Source organism: Chitinophaga sp. RAB17 (assembly GCF_052114225.1).
Taxonomy (GTDB): domain Bacteria; phylum Bacteroidota; class Bacteroidia; order Chitinophagales; family Chitinophagaceae; genus Chitinophaga.
This window is the reverse complement of the sequence record NZ_JBFREI010000002.1, coordinates 379411-400627: the sequence shown is the minus strand read 5'-3', so window position 1 is coordinate 400627 and position 21217 is coordinate 379411. Positions and strand designations below refer to the sequence as shown.

General features: G+C 42.2%; 22 protein-coding genes. 6 read left to right on the top strand and 16 right to left on the bottom strand.

Going from position 1 to position 21217, the window contains the following annotated elements; translation table 11 throughout:
• The first annotated feature begins 42 nt into the window (after positions 1 to 42).
• Positions 43 to 1089 carry a 2Fe-2S iron-sulfur cluster-binding protein gene (locus AB4Z08_RS07640; RefSeq protein ID WP_441573138.1) on the top strand — a complete coding sequence of 349 codons (1047 nt, stop codon included), beginning with the start codon at positions 43 to 45 and terminating at the stop codon, positions 1087 to 1089.
• A gap of 94 nt (positions 1090 to 1183) precedes the next feature.
• Positions 1184 to 2329, top strand: a complete 1146-nt coding sequence (locus AB4Z08_RS07635; protein WP_441573137.1) for a PAS domain-containing protein — start codon at positions 1184 to 1186, stop codon at positions 2327 to 2329.
• A gap of 11 nt (positions 2330 to 2340) precedes the next feature.
• Here AB4Z08_RS07635 and AB4Z08_RS07630 read toward each other — a convergent pair whose 3' ends face one another.
• The 12 genes from AB4Z08_RS07630 to AB4Z08_RS07575 all read right to left on the bottom strand — a co-directional run bounded on the left by AB4Z08_RS07630 (position 2341) and on the right by AB4Z08_RS07575 (position 11595).
• The gene (locus AB4Z08_RS07630; RefSeq protein WP_441573136.1) at positions 2341 to 2709 is read right to left on the bottom strand and encodes a hypothetical protein; all 369 of its coding nucleotides are present in this window, start codon (positions 2707 to 2709) and stop codon (positions 2341 to 2343) included.
• A gap of 147 nt (positions 2710 to 2856) precedes the next feature.
• Positions 2857 to 3570 (bottom strand): HAD-IIB family hydrolase, encoded by a 714-nt coding sequence (locus AB4Z08_RS07625; RefSeq protein WP_441573135.1) that lies wholly within the window; start codon positions 3568 to 3570, stop codon positions 2857 to 2859.
• A gap of 119 nt (positions 3571 to 3689) precedes the next feature.
• Positions 3690 to 4403 (bottom strand): pirin family protein, encoded by a 714-nt coding sequence (locus AB4Z08_RS07620; protein ID WP_441573134.1) that lies wholly within the window; start codon positions 4401 to 4403, stop codon positions 3690 to 3692.
• A 213-nt stretch (positions 4404 to 4616) separates the two neighbouring features.
• Entirely contained in the window at positions 4617 to 5027 is a 411-nt protein-coding gene (locus tag AB4Z08_RS07615; RefSeq protein ID WP_089891713.1) for an OsmC family protein, read from the bottom strand.
• A gap of 173 nt (positions 5028 to 5200) precedes the next feature.
• The gene (locus tag AB4Z08_RS07610; RefSeq protein WP_441573133.1) at positions 5201 to 5830 is read right to left on the bottom strand and encodes an NAD(P)H-dependent oxidoreductase; all 630 of its coding nucleotides are present in this window, start codon (positions 5828 to 5830) and stop codon (positions 5201 to 5203) included.
• Positions 5831 to 5929: 99 nt separating this feature from the next.
• On the bottom strand, positions 5930 to 6454 hold the full coding sequence (locus AB4Z08_RS07605) for a YceI family protein (RefSeq protein WP_441573132.1): 525 nt from the start codon (positions 6452 to 6454) through the stop codon (positions 5930 to 5932).
• 34 nt (positions 6455 to 6488) lie between these two features.
• A complete protein-coding gene (locus tag AB4Z08_RS07600; protein ID WP_441573131.1) occupies positions 6489 to 7361 on the bottom strand; it encodes a pirin family protein in 873 nt (290 codons plus the stop codon).
• A 104-nt stretch (positions 7362 to 7465) separates the two neighbouring features.
• On the bottom strand, positions 7466 to 8374 hold the full coding sequence (locus AB4Z08_RS07595) for a helix-turn-helix domain-containing protein (RefSeq protein ID WP_441573130.1): 909 nt from the start codon (positions 8372 to 8374) through the stop codon (positions 7466 to 7468).
• Positions 8367 to 9161, bottom strand: coding sequence for a segregation and condensation protein A (locus tag AB4Z08_RS07590; protein WP_441573129.1), 795 nt, complete (start codon positions 9159 to 9161; stop codon positions 8367 to 8369). The genes AB4Z08_RS07595 and AB4Z08_RS07590 overlap by 8 nt, the downstream gene beginning before the upstream one ends.
• 137 nt (positions 9162 to 9298) lie before the next feature.
• A complete protein-coding gene (locus AB4Z08_RS07585; protein ID WP_441573128.1) occupies positions 9299 to 10252 on the bottom strand; it encodes a DUF3078 domain-containing protein in 954 nt (317 codons plus the stop codon).
• Positions 10253 to 10344: 92 nt separating this feature from the next.
• Positions 10345 to 10773 carry a large conductance mechanosensitive channel protein MscL gene (mscL, locus tag AB4Z08_RS07580; protein WP_441573127.1) on the bottom strand — a complete coding sequence of 143 codons (429 nt, stop codon included), beginning with the start codon at positions 10771 to 10773 and terminating at the stop codon, positions 10345 to 10347.
• A gap of 75 nt (positions 10774 to 10848) precedes the next feature.
• Complete coding sequence (locus AB4Z08_RS07575; RefSeq protein WP_441573126.1) at positions 10849 to 11595, bottom strand: PPK2 family polyphosphate kinase; 747 nt, start codon at positions 11593 to 11595, stop codon at positions 10849 to 10851.
• Between the two features lie 117 nt (positions 11596 to 11712).
• Here AB4Z08_RS07575 and AB4Z08_RS07570 point away from each other — a divergent pair, with 117 nt between their 5' ends.
• On the top strand, positions 11713 to 12618 hold the full coding sequence (locus AB4Z08_RS07570; RefSeq protein ID WP_441573125.1) for a DMT family transporter: 906 nt from the start codon (positions 11713 to 11715) through the stop codon (positions 12616 to 12618).
• Positions 12619 to 12722: 104 nt separating this feature from the next.
• Here AB4Z08_RS07570 and frr read toward each other — a convergent pair whose 3' ends face one another.
• A complete protein-coding gene (gene frr, locus AB4Z08_RS07565; RefSeq protein WP_441573124.1) occupies positions 12723 to 13286 on the bottom strand; it encodes a ribosome recycling factor in 564 nt (187 codons plus the stop codon).
• Between the two features lie 122 nt (positions 13287 to 13408).
• Positions 13409 to 14326: an MraY family glycosyltransferase gene (locus tag AB4Z08_RS07560; RefSeq protein WP_441573123.1), complete on the bottom strand. Its 918-nt coding sequence runs from the start codon at positions 14324 to 14326 to the stop codon at positions 13409 to 13411.
• Positions 14327 to 14714: 388 nt separating this feature from the next.
• On the opposite strand from AB4Z08_RS07560, the gene AB4Z08_RS07555 reads away from it, so the two are divergent.
• On the top strand, positions 14715 to 15551 hold the full coding sequence (locus AB4Z08_RS07555; RefSeq protein ID WP_441573122.1) for a transketolase: 837 nt from the start codon (positions 14715 to 14717) through the stop codon (positions 15549 to 15551).
• Positions 15552 to 15666: 115 nt separating this feature from the next.
• Here the strand turns inward: AB4Z08_RS07555 and AB4Z08_RS07550 are convergent, their stop codons facing one another.
• Both AB4Z08_RS07550 and rbfA read right to left on the bottom strand, forming a co-directional pair.
• Positions 15667 to 16890: an FtsX-like permease family protein gene (locus AB4Z08_RS07550; protein WP_441573121.1), complete on the bottom strand. Its 1224-nt coding sequence runs from the start codon at positions 16888 to 16890 to the stop codon at positions 15667 to 15669.
• A gap of 130 nt (positions 16891 to 17020) precedes the next feature.
• The gene (gene rbfA / locus AB4Z08_RS07545) at positions 17021 to 17401 is read right to left on the bottom strand and encodes a 30S ribosome-binding factor RbfA (RefSeq protein ID WP_441573120.1); all 381 of its coding nucleotides are present in this window, start codon (positions 17399 to 17401) and stop codon (positions 17021 to 17023) included.
• A gap of 196 nt (positions 17402 to 17597) precedes the next feature.
• On the opposite strand from rbfA, the gene AB4Z08_RS07540 reads away from it, so the two are divergent.
• Entirely contained in the window at positions 17598 to 19430 is a 1833-nt protein-coding gene (locus AB4Z08_RS07540; RefSeq protein ID WP_441573119.1) for an ABC transporter ATP-binding protein, read from the top strand.
• A 217-nt stretch (positions 19431 to 19647) separates the two neighbouring features.
• Positions 19648 to 21159: a glycosyltransferase gene (locus AB4Z08_RS07535; RefSeq protein ID WP_441573118.1), complete on the top strand. Its 1512-nt coding sequence runs from the start codon at positions 19648 to 19650 to the stop codon at positions 21157 to 21159.
• Positions 21160 to 21217 lie beyond the last annotated feature (58 nt).

The following is a 21217-nucleotide window of genomic DNA, read 5'->3' as shown; positions in this document are numbered from 1 at the left end:
ATTCGTAATTCGTAATTGCTAATTCGTAATTATTTCCTTCCCATGTACTTTCAGCTCAGGATAACGGATATCATACGCGAAACACCCGGTACTTACACCTACCAACTGGAGAATACCACACCGGAGCCACTTGAATACCTCGCAGGACAATTCCTGACATTCCTTATTACCCTCAACAATAAGGAGTACAGACGTTCTTATTCATTCAGCTCTACACCCGGCATAGACCCATTCCTATCCGTTACCATCCGCGAAAAAGAAAATGGCGAAATATCCCGGCATCTGATCCATTCCTGGAAAAAAGGAGATATCGTTACCGCACTCGAACCCTCCGGACGTTTTACTTATGAAAAGACGGCTGCACCCGTAAAAGACATTTTCCTCCTGGCTGCCGGTAGTGGCATTACGCCCGTATTTTCGTTGCTGAAACACATCCTGCAGAAAGAGCCAGGTGCACACGTTAAACTCATCTATAGTAACACCACACCGGAAAGAACGATCTTCTATAAGCAACTGCAGCTATGGCAGACACAATATCCCGAACAACTCCAGATTATATATCTTTTCAGCAATGACCCGGACAGCCATCATGCCTACAGAAGACTCAATAATATTTTACTGGAACAACTGGTAACAACGCATATACGCTATCCCCGTGAGGATGCACAGTTTTTCCTCTGCGGACCGCCAGACTATATGCGCACCATTATGCTCACCCTTACATTTATGGGTTTTCCGGAAACACAATTGCACAAAGAAAATTTCGTGGTAAATACCGATGCCCGGATTGCTAAAACACCGCTGCCGGCTGATCATCACCTCAAAAATGTGCTGATACGTTATCGTAACCAGGAGTATCAGCTCTCCATTCCAGGCGATCAAACCATTTTGAGCTATGCCCTGGCAAACGAAGTGTTGCTGCCTTACAGTTGTAAGGGAGGCGTATGTGGTTCCTGTACCGCCCAATGTGTAAGTGGTAAAGTTTGGATGCCTGTCAATGAAGTATTAACAGATAAAGAGCTGGCAGAAGGACTCGTGCTTACCTGCGTAGGATATCCTGCAAGCAACGAAATTATTCTTGAATTATGATCAGTTATAATATAAAAAATAGTATCAATCATAATGCTCTGAGATAATTTTTCTATTGGTTAAAATTTGGCTAAATTATCTTTAAAATCAGGTCATGCGGAATGCCCCATTAAAGATGGCTTGTCTATGTTTGTTGTTACTTGTCATTTTGATAAACAGCTATCTCCTCATAAAAATCGGATCCGGACAGCATGCCCTCTTGCTTGCCGGCAGCATTCTAATATCCGGTAGCATCTTCATCATACTTTTTATTGCCTCCGGCTGGCGTAACCAGCGCTCCCTCCAATTTGAGCACCTGTTTAATGAATATCCGATTCCCATGTGGATCTATGAAAAATCTACTATGCGCTTCCTCTCTGTTAATGACGCGGCCATCCAAAAATATGGTTATAGCAGAAAGGATTTCATGGAGATAACGTTGAAGGATATACGTAATAAAGAAGATATACCGCTTTTGATTGACAACGCAGCAGAACGGTGCAATGGCACAGAGTATAGAGGAATATGGCGGCACCGAAAAAAAGATGGCACTAATTTCTTTGTGGAAATATATTCATTACCGGCTATCTACTACGGAAAGAACGCCCGCTTTATTATGGCCAAAGACGTAGATGCCGAAGTGAAAGCCAGCAAAGAAGCAAGAGAGTTGGGTATGCGCTATGAACTGCTGGCACAGGCCACCAACGATGCAGTGTATGACAAAAATCTGGTTACAAATCAGGTTACCTGGAATCACGGCTTGTCAAACCTCTTCCTGTATAACAGCAATGAAAATACTGACCTCGTACAGTGGTGGCAGGAAAACATACATCCCGCCGATCATGCCCGGATCAATGCGTCACTCGCTGCCTGTATTGCTGCCGGCTCTAACTACTGGTCAGAAGAATACAGGTTTCAATGCGCAGACGGATACTATAAATATGTGGTGGACCGTGCCTTTATCATATATGAAGACAAGGCGCCTTTGCGCATGATTGGTATGATGCAGGACATAGACAAACACGTAAAACAAGCTATACAGCTGGAGGAACAAAACAGGACATTGAAAGAAATTGCCTGGATCAATTCTCATGAAATACGCCGTCCGGTCGTTTCCATACTCAGCATTACCGGCCTGTTTGATAAAAGCAACCAGGACAGACATCTCAACTCCCAGCTTATGGAATGGCTACATGAATCCACACAACAGCTGGATGATATCATTCATAAAATAGAGCATAAAGTAAAAAAACTTCAATAGTCATTTTGAGTTCACAAAGCAAAATGATTGAAGTCTTCTTTTAATGCTATATATAGTTTCTGGAATATTTCCATACGATGCTGTATGGTGTCAAAATCGTCCACGGGCCGGTCATCATGAATTACAGTTACGGGCGTATCTGATATCTTTTTAGCACATTGCTTAATGTCGTGATGCATTTCATCTGCTACCTCACGTTGGCGTAGTAAACGGTTTTCAAAATGTTCAACATTAGTCATTACTTCCCTGGATGCATTACTAAGCGAAATCTGCTCTAATCTGTCCCGCATCATCTTTACTTCAGTTCTCACTTCATTTACTTCTTCTTTCCAGGAATTAAGCTGCTGGTGCAGTTCTTCGGTGGGAGTTGTCATTTCCATGGTGTATTGATTTATCAATTTAAATGATGATTAAAAAGCTATTCATCATACCAAACGCTGTTGTCAATATCCATATTAATTTGTGTGTAAAGACCTATTCTAAGGTACAATCTTTTTCTATTCCACCCGCCACTTTTAACCTTCTTTTTACAGATAAATGCCGAACTCCGGAAAAAATTCCATGGCTTCCAGTATACCACCGGCTCCTGCCCGCCGTGCCTGCAATACATGCGCCATGGCAGCAGTACGCGCTACTAATTCGGGTTCCGAATTACCTACCACAACGCCTTTAAAGCCCGTTGCATACATGGAATAGTCATTCATAGAATCACCTGCTACCAATACCTGTTGATGCGACAACGCCAATACTTCCAATAATTGCTGTAGTGTATATCCTTTGTTAACACCAGCAGGTAATACATCAAGATATTTCCCGGCAGATAACACGAGGTCGCATTGCAGAGAAGTAGCTACCAGTCTGGCGCCATCAATATCTGTACCTTCATCATAGTAATAAGAACAACGGTATTGCTGGTGTGCTTCCTGATGTAATAATCCTCTTACTGTTTTCAGTGTTTCTCTCACATGATCACCAGGCCATCTGGCTGCAATATTTGACTGCACTGGTTCTACAGCTGCAAGGGTAGGCAGGTGCGTAACGGTAGCACCCACATCACAAATAATATATTCCGGCCGGGGCAGCGCGGTGTCTTCCAATAACTGTAATACACTGCGTATGCCTCTTCCTGTTACGAATACCAATTGTATACTTTTATTATCATGTAACAGTGTATATAGGCGTTCTTTATCTTCAGGGGTACCTCCTAAAAAAGTACCGTCCAGATCTGTAGCTAATAGCATGGCGGATGTCTCTGTAGTGGCTGTTTAATAATAACTGCAATAAAAATAGAAAAAAAAGACCAGCCTTATCGGCTGATCTTTTTTAGATGTAACGGGTTAGTATATAGTAATGTGTATGATTAGTTCAGCATTGGTACATCTATCAGCAAAAACTCTGCCGGTTTAATGACCTCAATGTTAGCCTTGTCATACTCAGACAAGCCAATCGCATCACGGGTTTGCAATACTTCACCATCTACTTTTACTTCCCCACTCAGCAGGAACAGGTAACTGCCTATCCCCGTTGCTTTAGGCGTAATCTCCACTGTTTTACCTGCATCAAATTTACCTAAGGTAAACCAGGTATCCTGATGCAGCCAGAGGGCATCGGCTGTTTTATCTGGTGAAACCACTACCTGTAAAGCATTTTCACGGGCAGCAGGATCAAATGTTTTCTGATCATACCGGGGCGTAACATTTCTTTCTGCAGGTATTATCCAAATCTGCAGGAAGTTGACATCGTCTGTTTTTGAAGCGTTGAACTCCGAGTGAACCACACCTGTTCCGGCACTCATAATCTGCACATCATTCTTGCGGATCACTTCCTGTTTTCCGGTATTATCACGGTGTTCCAATGCACCATCCAATACAATGGATACGATCTCCATATTATCGTGAGGATGAGCGCCAAAGCCCATTCCGCCCTTTACTGCGTCATCATTCAATACACGTAATGCACCAAAGTGAATCCTGTTAGGATCATAGAAATTAGCAAAACTAAATGTATGATGGCTCTTCAACCAACCGTGGTTAGCATATCCTCTGGTATCTGCACGATGAATAACTTTTTTCATAACTTAATCTCCTTTATTTAATACATCACAAATATCGCTATAAACGCCCGCGTGGAGAATGGATGATCTATTGAAAAGCGTGGACAAAAAGAGGAAGGCGTAAAACAAAAAGCAGAAAACTATTGAGATGAATCTCCCAAACAAACACTTTCGTATCCGCCTGGATCATTCGCTCAATAGCTTTCTGCTTTTAGCTTTTGACCTTATGCTTACTTACACCAGCTTCGCATCAGAAGTAATGGTAGCATTTAACAGTTTGCTTACAGGGCAGTTAGCTTCTGCGTCTGCTACAAACTCAGCAAATTTTGCTGCATCCAGACCTTCAACGCTGGCTGTTACTTCCAGGTGACTGCTGGTGATAGCACCATTATCCAGTGTGATTGTGCATTTGGTATCAATGTTACCAGGTGTAAAACCGGCTCCTGTGATAACAAAGCTCAGTTTCATGGTGAAGCAACCAGCATGTGCTGCTGCAATCAGTTCTTCAGGGTTAGTACCAATACCATCTTCAAAACGGCTGCTGAAAGAGTATTGAGTCTTGTTTAACACAGTTGACTGAGAAGTTAAAGTGCCTTTACCTTCTTTACCGGTACCTTGCCAATTGGCAGATGCAAATCTTTTCATGTTTATTTTTTATTTTTTCTCGTTAGAAAAATCAGTGCGGAGGCCCAAATTACAAATTAATCGGCAATAAAAAACGCCGGAGCTTCCTGCGGTTTAAAACCCGGTAAATCATCCCCACAAAAAAGCCGCGCAATATATTGCGCGGCTTTTGCATGGTTCCTGTCAATTGATTCTTATATCGTTTCTACCAATTCTGCTATTGGCTTACGTACTTTCTTAGCATGTTGCATCGCATCATCCGCTGCTCTGAATCCTACACCAGCAATTACTACGGTAGTAAGTCCCTTATCTTTCAGTCCTAGAATTTCATCATATTTAGCAGTGTCAAAGCCTTCCATTGGGCAGGCATCAACGTTTTCAACAGCTGCTGCAGTCAGCAGGGTACCTAATGCCAGGTAAGCCTGTTTTGAGCTCCATATAGCTGTTCCTTCTGCACCTAAGCGGGTAACAGTGCCTTTCATCATATCAGAAAAGCCTGTCAGCTGCTCAGAGGCTATGTTGCGCGTTTCCGCTATATTATTCATATAGTCATCTACGTGAGAGTCATTCAGATCTGTATATCTCGCAAATACAATCAGATGTGAAGCATCTGTTATCTGCGACTGATTATTCGATGCCGATTTCAATTGCTCACGCACCGCCGGATTTTCCACAATCAGGATCTTATATGGCTGTAAACCATAGGAAGACGCTGAGAGCCTTGTTGCGGCTACCAGTTTTTCCAGCTGTGCTGCACTTAATTTCTTAGCCGGATCAAATTTCTTAACGGCATAACGCCATTCGAGTTTATTCAGAATATCCATTTTCTTCAAATATTATTTCATTGTTATTATTCAGATATGCTATCCGGGATACAGGGCTGTAAATGAACAGCATATCTAAATAATAACAATGAAAATGCTTTATTGCTTAATCATTTGTACACTCGCCAGTAACCTCACTTCATCACTCAGTAATAAACCACCGGTTTCTGTAGTAGCATGGAAAGTAAGACCAAAATCTTTACGGTTAATTTTGCCGCTTAATTCAAATCCAGCTTTAGTCTGACCATATGGATCCACTACTTCACCACCAAATTCAACATTCAGTTCTACCGGACGGGTATTATCACGGATGGTTAAATCACCTACCAGTTTAAAAGTATCTGCGTCTATTTTCTTTACTTCTTTAGACACAAATGTCAGCTTCGGGTATTTCTCTGCTTCAAAGAAATCTGCTGCCTGCAGGTGTGCATCACGTTGCGCATTCTGTGTGGAAATACTATTGATGTCTGCTTCGAAAGATATATTGGCAGTGCTGAAATCATTATCAGCAGTTTGCATGGTACCTTCAAATTTTGCAAACTGACCTGTTACGGTCGTAATCATCAGGTGCTTGATTTTGAATTGTACATCACTGTGTGAAGGATCAATTTTCCAGGTTGTCATATAGTTTTTTGTTTTAGTATTGTTAGATAAGTGATTAGCGTAATTCGCCCATTTTACCGGTGTTGTATTCGTCGATAGCCACTCTGATATCTTCTTCCGTATTCATTACAAAAGGACCGTATGCAAAAATGGGTTCATCTATCGGCTCGCCGCTCAACACCACCATAGCAGTGTCTTTCAGAGCAGTAATCGTGATGTCAGTGCCATTCTTTTCGAATAAAGCAGTTTCTACTGCTTTTACCGGTTGTCCGTTAATATCAGCTTCTCCCTGAAAAACCACGGCTACGGTATTGAAATGTTCAGCTACACTGAAGGTGATGCTGTCGTCTTTCTTCAGACGTACATCCAACACATTCACAGGTGAAAAAGTAGTAGCAGCGCCTTTAGTACCATTATATGCTCCGGCAATTACTCTTACATAACCTTCCTCACTCACCTTTACTACAGGTATATCTGCTTTAGTCAGATTCTGATAGGCGGGTGGGTTCTGTTTAAATGCTTTGGGAAGATTTACCCACAGCTGGGCAAATTCTACTTTACCACCTGTTTTAGTGAATGCTTCGCTATATTTCTCTTCATGTAAAATTCCTCCTGCGGCAGTCATCCATTGTACATCACCAGGATACAGAAATCCATGGCTACCGGTAGAATCCCGGTGTTCCAGTTCGCCCTGGTATACGATGGTTACTGTTTCAAAACCTTTGTGCGGATGTTCGCCTACGCCACGTGGCCTTGGGCTTGGTGGTATGTAGTTGGGAGCGGCGTAGTCCATCATAATAAATGGGCTGATCACGTTGTTTTCAGAACGGGTGCCTCCGGGTAAAGTGCTTTGTACCCTGAAACCGTCACCTACCATATGTGGTGCGGCGGCAATTACGATCTGGCTTACATGTTTTTTTGTGTTCATATTGTTTGCCTCCTTAAGACAACACAAAAGTACATGTTGTAACACCATTCAAGAATGGATAAAACGCTGCTAGTGATGGACTTTTTTTAAAATTCGTGGAAATCCTAGGCAGAAGGGCTTGCAGAAGAGCGGGAGGCCTCTTTAAATTCGGAAGGGCTCTGGTTGGTATATTTCTTAAAAAAGCGGCTAAAATAGTGAGGATCATCAAAACCCAGCTTGTAGGCTATTTCTTTAGCAGTTAGATCTGTATTGTATAAATAACGTTGCGCTTCCAGGATTACCCGGTTACGGATGTGCTCTCCGGCCGTAATTCCGGATAATTGCTTGCTGATTTCATTCAGCAGTACGGGTTTTATATGCAATAACCCGGCATAATCAGATACCGTCTTTAACTCCTGGTACTTTTCTTCTATCAGATTTTTAAATTTCAGGAAGACAGAACTATTGTGAACCGCATGTTGCTCCGGAGAAATGCCCACATTTTCACCCTTAATACGTGATGCCAGTACCAGGAAGTAACGCAGCAAGCCATGCAGGGCCATTTCATACTCAGGTTCATGAAGGGTTAATTCTTTCATCATCAGGCGAACCACAGCATCAATATCCTTCTCCTGTTCATCATTAAGATGTATTACACTGCTGAACTGACTATTAAAAAACAGGCCGGAGTTAATCCCCGATACCTGTGTCTGGTCTTTTAAACACATAAAAGCATCGCGGAATGCAATCATGAATCCATCAATCTTTTCTGTGGCCTGCAGGTTATGTACCTGTCCTGGCGCCACAAAGAAAAGGGTGTTCTTTTTAACTTCATACGTAACCGCATCAATAGTATGTAACAGCTTACCTTTCTTAATCCAGTAAATGGTATAGAAATCATGCCGGTGGGGCACACCAATCTGGTCAAAAAAGCTGTTGCCTAATTCGCAGAGACCAGATACTACAAAACCTGGATCTACATGTGCGTATTCCGGTAAGGAAACAATTCCGATATTTTCACGTTTCTCAGCCATCTATTAAAGTTCCTGCGGGTTCCTCCTCCCTGTCGGAAGGATCGATATATTCAATAATGAAGTTGTTTCTTCCTTCTCCCACCATAATGCCCATGTGCTTCATTTGTACCAGTTCCAGCATACTCAGGAACAGGAATATAGCATGCACGCGGTCTTTACAGTGATCAAATATTTTTTCGAAAGATAATGTCCGCTCTGCCCTTGCTAATTCTTCCATATACATCCTGGAACCTTCCATCGTATAATCATACTTATATACTACGTGCTGGGGCTTATTATCGCGCTCTTTCATGCGCTGCATCACCTTTTCAAAGGTTTTGGTCAGCTTAAAGAGGGTAAGTGTCTGCACCTCTGTACCTTCACTGGTAGCTTCTCCGATTTCAGCCAGTTCTTTGGCTATATTTCCACGCTTAATCTGCAGCATACGATCGGCCTCCATTTCAGCCAATTCGGCCGCAGCCAGCTTATAGCGTTTATACTCAAGGATCTTGTCTATCAGCTCCATACGCGGATCTATTTCATTTCCCTGTTCATCTACCTCTTTACGCGGTAACAGCATCTTTGCTTTGATGCGCATCAGGGTAGACACAAAGAGAATGAACTCACTGGCCAGCTCAATATTCAATGATTCAATATGGTGAATATAGGCCAGAAAATCCTGCGTGAGGGTATTGATAGGAATATTGTAAATATCCAGTTCATCACGCTCGATGAAGAACAGCAACAGGTCAAAAGGACCTTCAAATTGCGGTAATTTGATCTTATAGACAGGTGCTTGCTCGCTCACGTAATGTATTTAATACTTGGTTTAAAAAGAATTCGCACAAAGGCACTGCGAGAAATGAATGCCGGATACATTACATCCGGACTTCTTTTATACACGGTACCTATGTGCGATATCAAAAATAACAAAAATCCAGCTAATCAGAACTTCGCAGCAAAACCAACCCCTATTACCTGCTTAATCTGCAGTCGGGGGCCCATTACTCCAGTTTCTTTATTTTCAAACACTTTTACATCATCATCATATATCATATCTACTGTCAATAAAGCGGATATCCACTTATTAACTTTGAGTTCCAGGGCATTGGTGAAAAACACATCTATGTTTTGTGGATTATGTAAGTAGTCTGAAAAAAGATCCAGCCGGCCCTTATAAGTCATATTTTTCGCAAACGTCTTTACATAATTGGCAGACAGATAAGCACCTATTTCATATTTAAAATGTTTACCTGTATCTACACCGTATGCTCCTTGTTTTGAAAGAAAATCATCCATTACAAACACAAAACGGGAAGTAATAGGAGAGAGGAATAAAGAAAATGAATTATTGGGTTTATAGTCAAAACCTGGTGATACCAGGACGTATGCAGGTGAAAAGAACTTGGAAGACAACTGTTTTGTAGTATCTGAAGGGTACAGGTAACCGTTGGCAAATTGTGTACGTAAATTCACTAGCCCACTTACATACCAGTTGTTGCCGATATCATAGCCATATTTGGTGGTCAGGTCAATGCGGTCATCACTTTTACGACCTCCGAGGCTCGTGGTATTGAGATATGCAAAGGCAAGATCAGCCACATTATCCCAGGAACGCCTTCCTTTTTTATAGAATGCCCAGGCATATAGATTGGAACCTACAGAGAGAGAAAAATTATCTCCACCTGCAGCCCAGTTGCTCAATGATCCCTGGTTAATATTTACATTAATGTTCATCCCTTTCCGCCATAATTTGGGAATGGTGTCATTGGGATCAGTAGGGTCTTTCTTAATTTTCCCGGCAGCTTCCTCCCGTGACTTCTTCATCCAGTCATTTTGTGCATGTACAGCTGTAAGCAATAGCATACAGCAGGCAATGGATAAAATGAATTTTTTCATCAATTTAATATTTAAGGTGAGTATACATATATAACCATCATATTTCTCCCGGTCGGGAAGAAATATGATGGCGGGGGTATTTATGAAGATTTTTACTTTGATTTTTTCAGTTCATCACGGATTTCCGTGAGCAGTTTTTCCTGTGTAGATAATTCAGCTGGAGCAGGGTCTTCTTCTTTTTTCTTGGTCAGTCTATTCATGAATTTTACCAGCAGGAAAATACAGAAAGCGATAATCAGGAAATCAATTATGCTCTGAATAAATGCGCCATAAGCAAATACTCCCACGCCTTTGGCCTTTGCTTCTGCCAGGGTTGCAAACTCTCCTTTACTAGTGTCAAGCAATACAAAGAGATCATTAAAATTCTTGCCACGGGTAAATAACCCTATTATGGGCATCAGAATATTATCTACCAAAGATGTAACGATCTTTCCAAACGCAGCTCCAATAATCACACCCACAGCAAGATCCATTACATTGCCTTTCATGGCAAACTCTTTAAATTCTTTGATGAACGACATAATGCAAGGTTTTAGTGGTTAAAATAAGTGAACAAAAATAAAGCATAATCCCCGAAGCCGTTAATTATTAATCCATTATTTCTTTAAACGGGGATATTTCATTTGCAATGATTTCAGTGTATCCCTTAACGTTAGGGCTATCAAATATTCTTTATACCAGTTTTGATCGGCTGGCACAATAAGCCATGGTACATAATTACAGCGATTTATAGCATCCTCATATGCTTCCATATACTTATCCCAGAGTTTGGCTTCTGTCAAATCATTTTCGTTATACTTCCACATCTTACGTGGATCTTCAGTGCGTTCAACCAGGCGTTGCTGCTGTGCTTCCCGTGACACATGCAGATAGCATTTTATGATATGGGTATTATTGTGAACGGTCAGCAATTTCTCAAAATCATTAATCGCCTCGATCCGTTTTTGCACCATTTTATCGTCAATCCATTTGTGTACACGCTGTATCAGGATATCTTCGTAATGAGAACGGTTGAATACCTGTATCATTCCTTTGCCAGGTGCCTGCTGATGTACTCTCCATAAAAAATCATGTTCTGATTCTTCTGTACTGGGAGCTTTAAAAGAGTGCACTGTACAGCCCTGGGGGTTCAGTGTACCGGTAACATTTTTGATCACACCGTCTTTTCCACTGGCATCCATTCCCTGTACTACCAACAGTATACTATGCTTATGCTGTGCATAAAGCAGGTTTTGTAGTTCATCGAGTTCCTGTAGAATCTCCTGGGTTTTGGCCTTTATCTTTTCTTTATCCAGCTTTTTAGGCGCTGTAGTACTGATCGCGGACAACTTGATTTTACTCATGTATTGCATTCTTATAAATAAATTTAACAAAATCAAATCAGAAGTGTTGCGATAACACGATTTATATTTTGTTGAATGCTCCCGATACCTGCACCTTTGTAGTCATAATTTATAACTATGAACCAACGTTTCGCTCATTGGGGAGTTTTCATTTTGCTATCACTCACCTGGGGCAGTTCCTTTATATTAATGAAGATTGGACTGGAATCATTCACCTCCTACCAGGTAGCCAGTTTGAGGCTGGTGGCGGCAGGCATAGCGCTGTTACCCTTTTTACCAAAGGCATTACGGCAAACGCCAGGGAAAAAAATACCGCTTATTTTGCTTTCCGGTGTACTGGGTAACGGTATCCCGGCTTTTCTTTTTTGTTTGGCAGAAACGGAAATTGATAGCTCGCTTGCAGGTATTTTAAATGCACTCGTCCCATTGATGGCCTTACTCTCCGGCATTATCATTTTTAAAAGTCCATTTAAAAAGGCACAGCTCACAGGTATATTTGTTGGGTTGGCTGGTGTTGTATTGCTTTTTACCTCCAAAGGGATCAGCACCAACGAGCATTGGTATTATGCGTTCCTCGTGATCCTCGCTACCATCAGCTATGGCATAAATATCAGCCTGGTACACAATACGCTCAAGGGCTTCTCTTCTCTCCAACTGGGTTCTATTGCCATGTTTTTTTGTGCCATACTTACCTTCCCGATATTATGGTTCAGCAATTTCTTTCCGCAATTTACGCAACCGGATGCGCCATGGCGGTCGCTTTCAGCAGGCCTTGTACTGGGTGTAATGGGTACCGGTATAGCAGCAGTCTTGTTTTTCCTGTTAATTAAACGCGCCGGATCGGTGATGGCGTCTATGGTAGCATATGCGTTACCGTTAGTGGCTGTCGGTTGGGGACTACTGGCACATGAACCTATTACATGGGTGCAGGTATTATGTATGGGGATCATTTTGCTGGGTGTGTACCTGGTAAACAGTGCCAACAAGGCACCAGTAGAGAAGTTTCCGGAGCAGGTAAAGTAAACCGGCTGAATAAAAGAAGCGGAGATATCAATGGACAAGCATCCGTTGATATCTCCGCTTTAATATTTACCGGCTGAAAGCACATGGGGAAGTCCCGATGCTGCTTAAATTGCCATGATTTCTTTTTCTTTCACTTCGCAGTGTTTGTCAATTAACACGCTATGTTTGTCGGTCATTGTCTGAATTTCTGCTTCGGCATCCTTGGCAGTATCTTCACTTAAACCGTCTTTTTGTAATTTCTTTACAGATTCAATAGCATCACGGCGGATACTCCGTACAGCTACTTTTGCCTGCTCGCCTTCATTATTTACTCTTTTCACAAATTCCTTCCTGCGCTCTTCTGTCAGAGGGGGGAGGAATAAACGGATGATAATACCGTCATTTTGTGGATTAAGACCAATATTAGATGCGATAATAGCCCTTTCAATGGGCTGCAGCATGTTTTTTTCCCATGGTTGTATTGTCAGGGTACGGGCATCAGCAACACTCACGTTAGCAACCTGGTTCAGTGCAGTTGGCGCGCCATAATAGTCAACGAAAATGCCATCCAGTATCTGCGGATTAGCTTTCCCAGCTCTGATTTTTGTAAGCTCCAATTCCAGGTGCCCGATTGCTTTTTTCATCGAGTCTGCTGCCTCATCAATGATAAGCGTTAGATCATCTTGCATAACATAAATAGTTAAGTGCGTGCAAACCTACAGGTTTTCTTTTAATCGTCAAAGTAACGCTCCATGATAATGGAAGGAGAAATGCTTGCAATAAGCCTTAACAGTAAATTATCCGGAAATAATTATTTATCCTGTAGCACACCGTCTGTTGTAACACGCAATATTTTGGTAGATTCTTTTGCCACTGTTGCTGCAGGCTGAACAACCGGTTCAGGTATAGCCTGTATAGCCAGTGATCTTTTGCGGGCCAGGTATAACATACCTGTAAAGAAGGTAGCAGAACCAATTACCACCATCAACAACCAGGTGGCTCCCATTCCCTGTAACACAAATGCGCCAAGTATATAAGAAGCATTAATGGCTACGGAAACGAGCGTGGTTTGCCTGTGGTTCAGCTTTAAGTCAAGCAGATAGTGATGGATGTGGTTTCTGTCGGCAGAGAAGGGAGACCTACCTTGTATCATACGCACCGCAAATACGCGTAAGGTATCAAATAGCGGTACTATCAGAATGGCAAAAGCAACTGCCGGTGTAGCCGCAACAGGCATCTTACCAACAGGATTTCCTGCCACATCTATAAATTTGAGAATCAACACCGCGTTAACCAACCCGATCAGTAAGGATCCCGTATCGCCCATAAAAATGCGGGCAGGAGAGATATTATAAATCAGGAAGCTAGCCAAACCACCTGCTAATGCAAAGCCGATGACAGCATACGTAGTTTCACCCACATGCAGGAAATAAGCACCCAGTACAGCACTTACCAGTAATCCAATGCTACCGGCATGTCCATCCACACYATCTATCAGGTTAAACGCATTTATTACTACTATAAAGGTGAAATACGTCAGCATAAGGCTGATATTGGGAGGTAATGTATAGATTCCCATGAACCCGTACATACTGGTGAGCTGAAGATTGCCCAGGTAAATAATAGCAAAAGATGCCGCCAGTTGTCCGATTAACTTTTTTAACGGAGACAGCCCTACGATATCATCTTTCATACCTACCATGAAAATAATAAAGAATGCAGCCATCATATACTGAAACGGCGAATTAGCCATTGCGGGTACACAGATAGCAGCTGCAATTATGAATCCCGAGAAAAAGCCAATTCCCCCGAGTGTTGGTATACGCTGTTTATGCGTCTTTCGTTCGTCCGGTTCGTCGTATAAATGCTTTAATTCCGCGACTCTGATAAGTATTGGAATTGAAAAATAGGTAACCACAAAACTTAGGACGGTAGCAATTAATACATTCTCCATTAGTGGGGCTTAATTGTGCAAAGATATTAATTTCAATGAAATGTGAAAAGAAACGTTAAAAAAATCAACTTTTTTAATACTTTGAGATCGCAAAAAAAAAGTTCAACAGCCACAAATTCTACGAAATTCTATTAGTTTTGCGGCACAAAAATTAACAACTATCATGCCACAGCTCAAAGATATTGCTACTCAGGTTAGAAGAGATATTGTACGGATGGTACATGGTGTTCAAAGCGGACATCCGGGAGGATCATTAGGTTGTGCAGACTTTTTAACTGCACTATATTTCAAGGTAATGGACCATAAACCTGTTCCTTTTGATATGGATGGTAAAAATCAGGACCTGTTCTTCCTCTCCAACGGTCACATATCTCCTGTTTTCTACAGTGCCCTGGCTCGTTCAGGATACTTTCCCGTACAGGAACTGAGTACTTTCCGTAAGCTGAATTCCCGCCTGCAGGGGCATCCCACCACCCACGAACACTTACCAGGTGTACGTATTGCTTCCGGCTCCCTGGGCCAGGGCATGAGCGTGGCCATAGGCGCAGCACTTGCAAAAAAACTTAACAACGATAAAAACCTGGTGTTCTCTCTTCACGGAGATGGCGAGCTGGAAGAAGGACAAATCTGGGAATCTGTGATGTTTGCACCACACCACAAAGTAGATAATCTTATCATTACGGTGGATCTTAACGGTCAACAAATAGATGGGACTACTGATGATGTTGCCGGACTGGGAGATGTAGGCGCTAAATTCGAAGTATTCGGATGGCATGTACTTCACATGAATGGTAATGATATGGATGACGTTGTAGCAACACTCGAAAAAGCTAAAAGCTTTACCGGTCAGGGTAAACCTATTGCTATCATCATGAAAACCGTAATGGGCCAGGGTGTTGACTTCATGGAAGGACATCACGAATGGCATGGTATTGCTCCCAGTGATGAACAACTTGCAAAAGCATTGGCACAATTACCTGAAACACTCGGTGATTACTAAGCATAGTCTTTAAAAAAAATTAAAAAGGGTTCGTATAATAGTTATACGAACCCTTTTTAATTTTTTTTAAAGACTATGCTCTGTTTATCAAGTAGGAAATAATCATGTTTTTTTATCATGTTGCCTTTAGTGTAATAGCCTCTACAGCTGCCCTTCTTGCAGGATACCAACTGGCCGCTATACCTATCACCATTATAGTAATAAATACTAATCCAAAATCCTCTGCATGCATGCTTACCGGGTAAGCATCTACCAGAAATGAGGTGCCTTCCAGTTTAATTATACCAAATCGCTGCTGTAACAGGCAAAATGAAATACCTAACCCAAAACCCACCACTGTGCCTATTCCGGCAATAATGAGTCCTTCCGCCAGGAAAATACGCATGATCAATGATTTACGCGCCCCCATGGCTTTTAGAATAGTAATGTCTTTTTGTTTCTCTATCACCAACATATACAAAGAGCCAATCATATTGAATGCCGCAATGATCATAATAAAACTGAGTATCACATATACCGCCCACTTCTCTGTTTGCATAATCGCATATAGCGATTGGTTCTGTTCATAACGGGTTTGCACCTTATAACCCTTGCCCAGTACCTGCTCCAGTTTTTCTTTCAGCAACTTTTCGTTTACCCCTGTCCGTGCCCCGATTTCCAGCGCCGACATTTCATCATCCCCCAACTCCAGTAGCTTACGCAGGAATTCAATATTGGTAATCACATACTTACTGTTAAACTCCTGCTGAATAGCAAACGTTCCTGTAGGATATAATACCCCATTATTCAGGGCGTCTTCCGGCGTAACAAAGGCATTTACATTCCTGCGCGGCAGGTATACCGTTACAGGTGCCAGACTATGTACAACATCCACTCCGAGGGCTCCTTCCAGCTCCAGTCCCAGTACAGCCCGGTAGGCAACACTGTCTCCGGTGTCAAAGCGTCCTCTTACGATATTACTTTTAACGTCTGTTACATTATTATAACCACTGTCTACTCCTTTCAAAACAGCAATCGTAGGCTCGTCACCGTAGCGCAGTACCGCCTTTTCTTCTATTACTTCCGAAAAATGGGCTACGCCCGGAACGGCTGCTATCTGTTTTAACTGGGCAGGAGTGAGGAGAATCGTTTTTCCACTGGCAGGTGCTATTTTTATAGCAGGATAAAAAGACGAGTACAGGGATTTCACAAGGCCTTCAAAACCATTAAATACACTTAATATCACAATCAGGGCACCCGCCCCCACTGCAATCGCCACCACACTTACCCAGGCAATGATATTAATAGCATTCGTAGATTTTTTAGCCCGGAAGTAACGGGAAGCAAATTGCCAAACCATAATGTTGGAATTACGAATTACGAATTATAAATTACGAATTACGGATTTGTGGGTAGACATAAGCGGATAGTGGTATTTGCGTTTACTATCTACCCACAAATCCGTAATTTGAAATTCGTAATTCGTAATGCTATTTATTGCCATCCTTAATATTTGCATCGTCTTCCTTGATCTTTTTAAACAACTCTTCCATCTTGAACACATAGTCCAGGGTATCATCGAGGAAGAAGCTCACGTCAGGTATTCTGCGCAATTGTTTGCCCAAACCTATTCCAAGCGATTTCTTTATTTCGCCCATTCTTTCCTTGATACGCTCCAGCATCTCAGCAGGGGCCTTAATCTGAAACATGCTCAGGTATACTTTAGCCTCCAGCAGATCGGGGGTCATTTTCACAGCAGCAACAGATATCATTCCTCCATCTACCACATTAAATCCCATCCGCTGAAAAATACCACTTAGTTCCTGTTGCACTAATTGTCCTATTTGCTTCTGCCTTTTAGTTTCCTGCATCTCATTCAGTTTTAATCGTTAGTAAAAAGGGGCCTGTGTACGATAATAGCATTTTTACAGCACAGCGCCAAACCTTAACAGGCTGCCAGCAGCCCGTCAGATGCGAAATTAACCTTTTCCTGCAAAGAATAGTGGCAATTAAACCCCGACATATCGTATTTATGCTATTTTTGCCAGCAGTTTAAAAGCAACAGGAATGAAGACGTTCAAGCGATTACTAAGATTTGCGACCCCTTTACATCATTATTTTCCGGAATATGTCATCTACACATTAATCGGTATCATATTCGGTATGGTCAATTTTGCTATGCTGATTCCGTTGCTGACGGTTATTTTTAATCAGGTAGATGAAGTCCCAAAAGTAGTAACGGCGCCACACTTTACTTTTTCCATTAACTACTTTATAGACCTGTTTTATTATTATTTCTACGACTTTATCAAAGCCAGCGGATCTAAACTGAGTGCTTTATACTTTGTTTGCGCAGTTATTGGAATATGTGTAGTCATCGCCAACTTTGGCAGATATATGAGTGCCCGGGTAATGGTACGCCTGAAAATGACAGTCCTCTCCCGGTTACGCACCCGCCTGTATGAAAGATTTACGGATCAATCACTCTCCTTTTACAGCGAACAGCAAAAGGGAGATCTGTTATCTTCCATGACCAACGATGTACAGGAAATTGAAAACAGCGTGATTAATGCCGTCCAAACGCTCCTGCGTGACCCGTTCATTATCATTGGTTATTTTGCTGCATTGTTTTATATCTCTGTAAAATTGACCCTGTTTACCATCGTTTTCTTCCCCGTTTCCGGTTTACTGATTTCATATGTCTCGAAAAAACTGAAATTAAAAGGCAAGTTCAGCCAGGATCTGCTGGGAAAAATTTTGTCTGTTACAGAAGAAACCCTCAGCGGCATAAGGATTATACAGTCTTTCACCGCAGAGCGCTTTATGAAAAATAAATTCGGAGAAGTAAACAATCGGTTTGTGAAAGTCAGTAAGTCTATGTATAACCAGCGGGAACTGGCATCTCCTATCTCCGAAATACTAGGCGTAATAGTAATTATCATCCTGGTTATTTATGGTGGTTCATTAGTGCTTTCCGGCAGTGAACTGCTCACTGGTGCTACTTTCATGACTTACCTGGTTTTCTATTCGCAGATTATGACACCGGCTAAAAATGTATCTACTTCTATTACCACGATCCAAAAAGGAATGGTATCAAGTGAGCGGATCTTCAAGATACTGGATGCACCAGTAACTATTCAGGAAAAGCCCAATGCACAACCAGTAAAAGAATTTAACAGCCATGTTCAATTCGACAACATATCCTTTAAATACGAACAACAGTATGTGCTGAAAAATATTCAGCTGCAAATTAATAAGGGACAGATGATTGCCCTGGTTGGACGCAGCGGTGCCGGAAAGTCTACCATGGCCGACCTTTTACCGCGTTTTTATGATGTCAATGATGGCGCCATCCGTATAGACGGTAACGATATCCGCGACCTTAAAGTACATGACCTGCGCGGCCTGATTGGCGTGGTGTCACAAGAGGCAATTTTGTTTAATGATTCAGTGATCAACAATATTGCCTTTGGCCAGCCAAATGCTGACAGGGAGGCGATTATAGCTGCTGCAAAAATTGCAAATGCCCATGAATTTATTGAGCAGCTGGATCATGGCTATGATACCTTCATTGGTGACCGCGGGCTGAAACTCAGTGGTGGTCAGCGTCAGCGCCTGACCATTGCAAGGGCTATTTTTAAAAATCCTCCCATTCTTATATTGGATGAAGCTACTTCTGCACTGGATACCGAATCTGAAAAACTGGTACAGGCTGCGTTGGACAAACTAATGCAAAACCGTACTACCATTGTAATTGCACACCGCCTGAGTACCATACAACATGCCAATGAAATTATTGTAATGGACAAGGGAGAGATCAAAGAACGCGGTACACATGATCAGCTATTGCAGCAGCATGGCATCTATCATAAGTTGGTAGAAATGCAGGAATTTAAATAAAGGATTCCTAACGTTAAAGTATAAACGAAAACGCAGTACGTCCCGCAAAAATGCGGGACGTACTGCGTTTAATCAGTCCCCATCTATGTTTCCTTTGTATTATCTTCTGAAAAGATAGTGGTAATGGGTACGGTTTTTGTTATTGTTGCGCCCTGACAATGCCAACACCAGCTCTTTGCAGCACTTATTTTTTAACCTTTTAACATAGCGAACTCCTATGATATCTATCGTAATTCCTGTATTAAACGAAGGTGCTACCATACGCCAGGTTATTAAAACCGTGAAAAAAACGTCCCGTAAAATTGAGATCATTGTAGTGGATGATAACTCTACAGACAACACTGTAGAAGAGGCCATGAAAGAGCAGGTGAGAGTAATTACCAGCAGCCAGCGCGGAAAGGGAATTTCCATGCGTGAGGGCATGATGGCGGCCAAACATGATATTATTGCTTACGTAGACGGTGACATCCTTACTTACCCCGACAATATTATAGACCTATTAACTGGTCCTATAGAAAAAGATGAAGCCGACTTCGTCAAATCCTACTTTGAACGGCAGGCAGGCAGGGTCACCCAATTGGTGGCCAAGCCACTGCTTAGTATATTATATCCGGAGCTTTCGCATTTTCAGCAACCACTCAGCGGTATGATTGCAGCACGGAAATCATTCCTGTCACGTGTGCATTTTGAGAATGATTACGGCGTAGATATTGGCCTGCTGATAGATATGCACCATTTGGGCGCACGTATTACAGAAGCGAATATCGGGAAGATAGAAAATGCCATGCAAACCTGGGAACAGCTAAGCAAAATGTCGAGAGAAGTATCCCGCACGATTCTACGCAAAGCAGAAAATATACCGCAGGAAAACCTCGAAACCCTGGGTAATATTAACCTGATACGAGAGCAGATGGAATATTCCATCCTGGAGTCTATTGATAAATTACAGAAGATGGTCATCTTCAACCTGGACCATGCAGTATTCACTCAGAGCTACCTGCAATGGGCAGCCGTTGCATTTGACAAAGAAGAAGCCCTGCAGGATATCCTAGCTGGCCGTTATGATGCATTGACCAGAATGAAATTAAGCGCCACGCTCTTTGAAGGGCGCAATATTGCGGAGATGCTGGAGATAGCGGATGCCATTCCTTTAGTACCTGGTTTCAGGGAAATAGTACAGGAATTGAAAAAAAGAGGCTATGCCTGTGGTCTTATCACAGATGGCTTCGGAACAGTGGCCCGTCATATAAAAAACAAGCTGGGAATGGATTTCGTATTTGCCAATAAGTTGCATCTGGTCAATAGTGTAGCCACCGGTGAATTTTCCGCAGCCGATTATTTTATGAAAGGTGACCAATATAACAAGAGCAATGTATTCCCCTATATAGCACAGCAGTATCACATTAATACGCAAAACATCATTTACGTAGGAGAGGGGAAGCAAGACAGCCAGCTACTGGCAGAAGCAGGCATAGGCGTTGCTTTTTGTCCACAGTACCGTGGCGAAATTGTAGAAAAGGTTGCCGACAAAATTATCAGTGGGCTGTCACTCGCACCACTGTTGGATATAGCGCAGGCAAGTCCTTCGAAATTTGGTATTAAGCTCCCTGCTATCAGTAAAAAACAGGCACGTAATATTGGTGTGGGTAGTTTGGTAGGCCTGGCAGGAGCGGGGTTAATTTACCTGGCGGTACGCCAGTTGCGTAATAAAAAAGTAGCCGCCTGCTGATAACTCATCGCAGTGAAGAAATAAAAAAGGCGCAGTGGACTAGTCCGCTGCGCCTTTT

Excerpts from the sequence above, each read along its gene's own strand:
- AB4Z08_RS07600 (WP_441573131.1), bottom strand. The coding sequence starts at position 7,361 with ATGAACACAAAAAAACATGTAAGCCAGATCGTAATTGCCGCCGCACCA.
- AB4Z08_RS07610 (WP_441573133.1), bottom strand. The coding sequence starts at position 5,830 with ATGGATATTCTGAATAAACTCGAATGGCGTTATGCCGTTAAGAAATTT.
- mscL (WP_441573127.1), bottom strand. The coding sequence starts at position 10,773 with ATGTCGTTCATCAAAGAATTTAAAGAGTTTGCCATGAAAGGCAATGTA.
- AB4Z08_RS07555 (WP_441573122.1), top strand. The coding sequence starts at position 14,715 with ATGCCACAGCTCAAAGATATTGCTACTCAGGTTAGAAGAGATATTGTA.
- AB4Z08_RS07550 (WP_441573121.1), bottom strand. The coding sequence starts at position 16,890 with ATGGTTTGGCAATTTGCTTCCCGTTACTTCCGGGCTAAAAAATCTACG.
- AB4Z08_RS07630 (WP_441573136.1), bottom strand. The coding sequence starts at position 2,709 with ATGGAAATGACAACTCCCACCGAAGAACTGCACCAGCAGCTTAATTCC.
- AB4Z08_RS07575 (WP_441573126.1), bottom strand. The coding sequence starts at position 11,595 with ATGAGTAAAATCAAGTTGTCCGCGATCAGTACTACAGCGCCTAAAAAG.
- AB4Z08_RS07620 (WP_441573134.1), bottom strand. The coding sequence starts at position 4,403 with ATGAAAAAAGTTATTCATCGTGCAGATACCAGAGGATATGCTAACCAC.
- AB4Z08_RS07640 (WP_441573138.1), top strand. The coding sequence starts at position 43 with ATGTACTTTCAGCTCAGGATAACGGATATCATACGCGAAACACCCGGT.
- AB4Z08_RS07585 (WP_441573128.1), bottom strand. The coding sequence starts at position 10,252 with ATGAAAAAATTCATTTTATCCATTGCCTGCTGTATGCTATTGCTTACA.
- AB4Z08_RS07540 (WP_441573119.1), top strand. The coding sequence starts at position 17,598 with ATGAAGACGTTCAAGCGATTACTAAGATTTGCGACCCCTTTACATCAT.
- AB4Z08_RS07605 (WP_441573132.1), bottom strand. The coding sequence starts at position 6,454 with ATGACAACCTGGAAAATTGATCCTTCACACAGTGATGTACAATTCAAA.
- AB4Z08_RS07635 (WP_441573137.1), top strand. The coding sequence starts at position 1,184 with ATGCGGAATGCCCCATTAAAGATGGCTTGTCTATGTTTGTTGTTACTT.
- AB4Z08_RS07570 (WP_441573125.1), top strand. The coding sequence starts at position 11,713 with ATGAACCAACGTTTCGCTCATTGGGGAGTTTTCATTTTGCTATCACTC.
- rbfA (WP_441573120.1), bottom strand. The coding sequence starts at position 17,401 with ATGCAGGAAACTAAAAGGCAGAAGCAAATAGGACAATTAGTGCAACAG.
- AB4Z08_RS07615 (WP_089891713.1), bottom strand. The coding sequence starts at position 5,027 with ATGAAAAGATTTGCATCTGCCAATTGGCAAGGTACCGGTAAAGAAGGT.
- AB4Z08_RS07625 (WP_441573135.1), bottom strand. The coding sequence starts at position 3,570 with ATGCTATTAGCTACAGATCTGGACGGTACTTTTTTAGGAGGTACCCCT.
- AB4Z08_RS07595 (WP_441573130.1), bottom strand. The coding sequence starts at position 8,374 with ATGGCTGAGAAACGTGAAAATATCGGAATTGTTTCCTTACCGGAATAC.
- frr (WP_441573124.1), bottom strand. The coding sequence starts at position 13,286 with ATGCAAGATGATCTAACGCTTATCATTGATGAGGCAGCAGACTCGATG.
- AB4Z08_RS07535 (WP_441573118.1), top strand. The coding sequence starts at position 19,648 with ATGATATCTATCGTAATTCCTGTATTAAACGAAGGTGCTACCATACGC.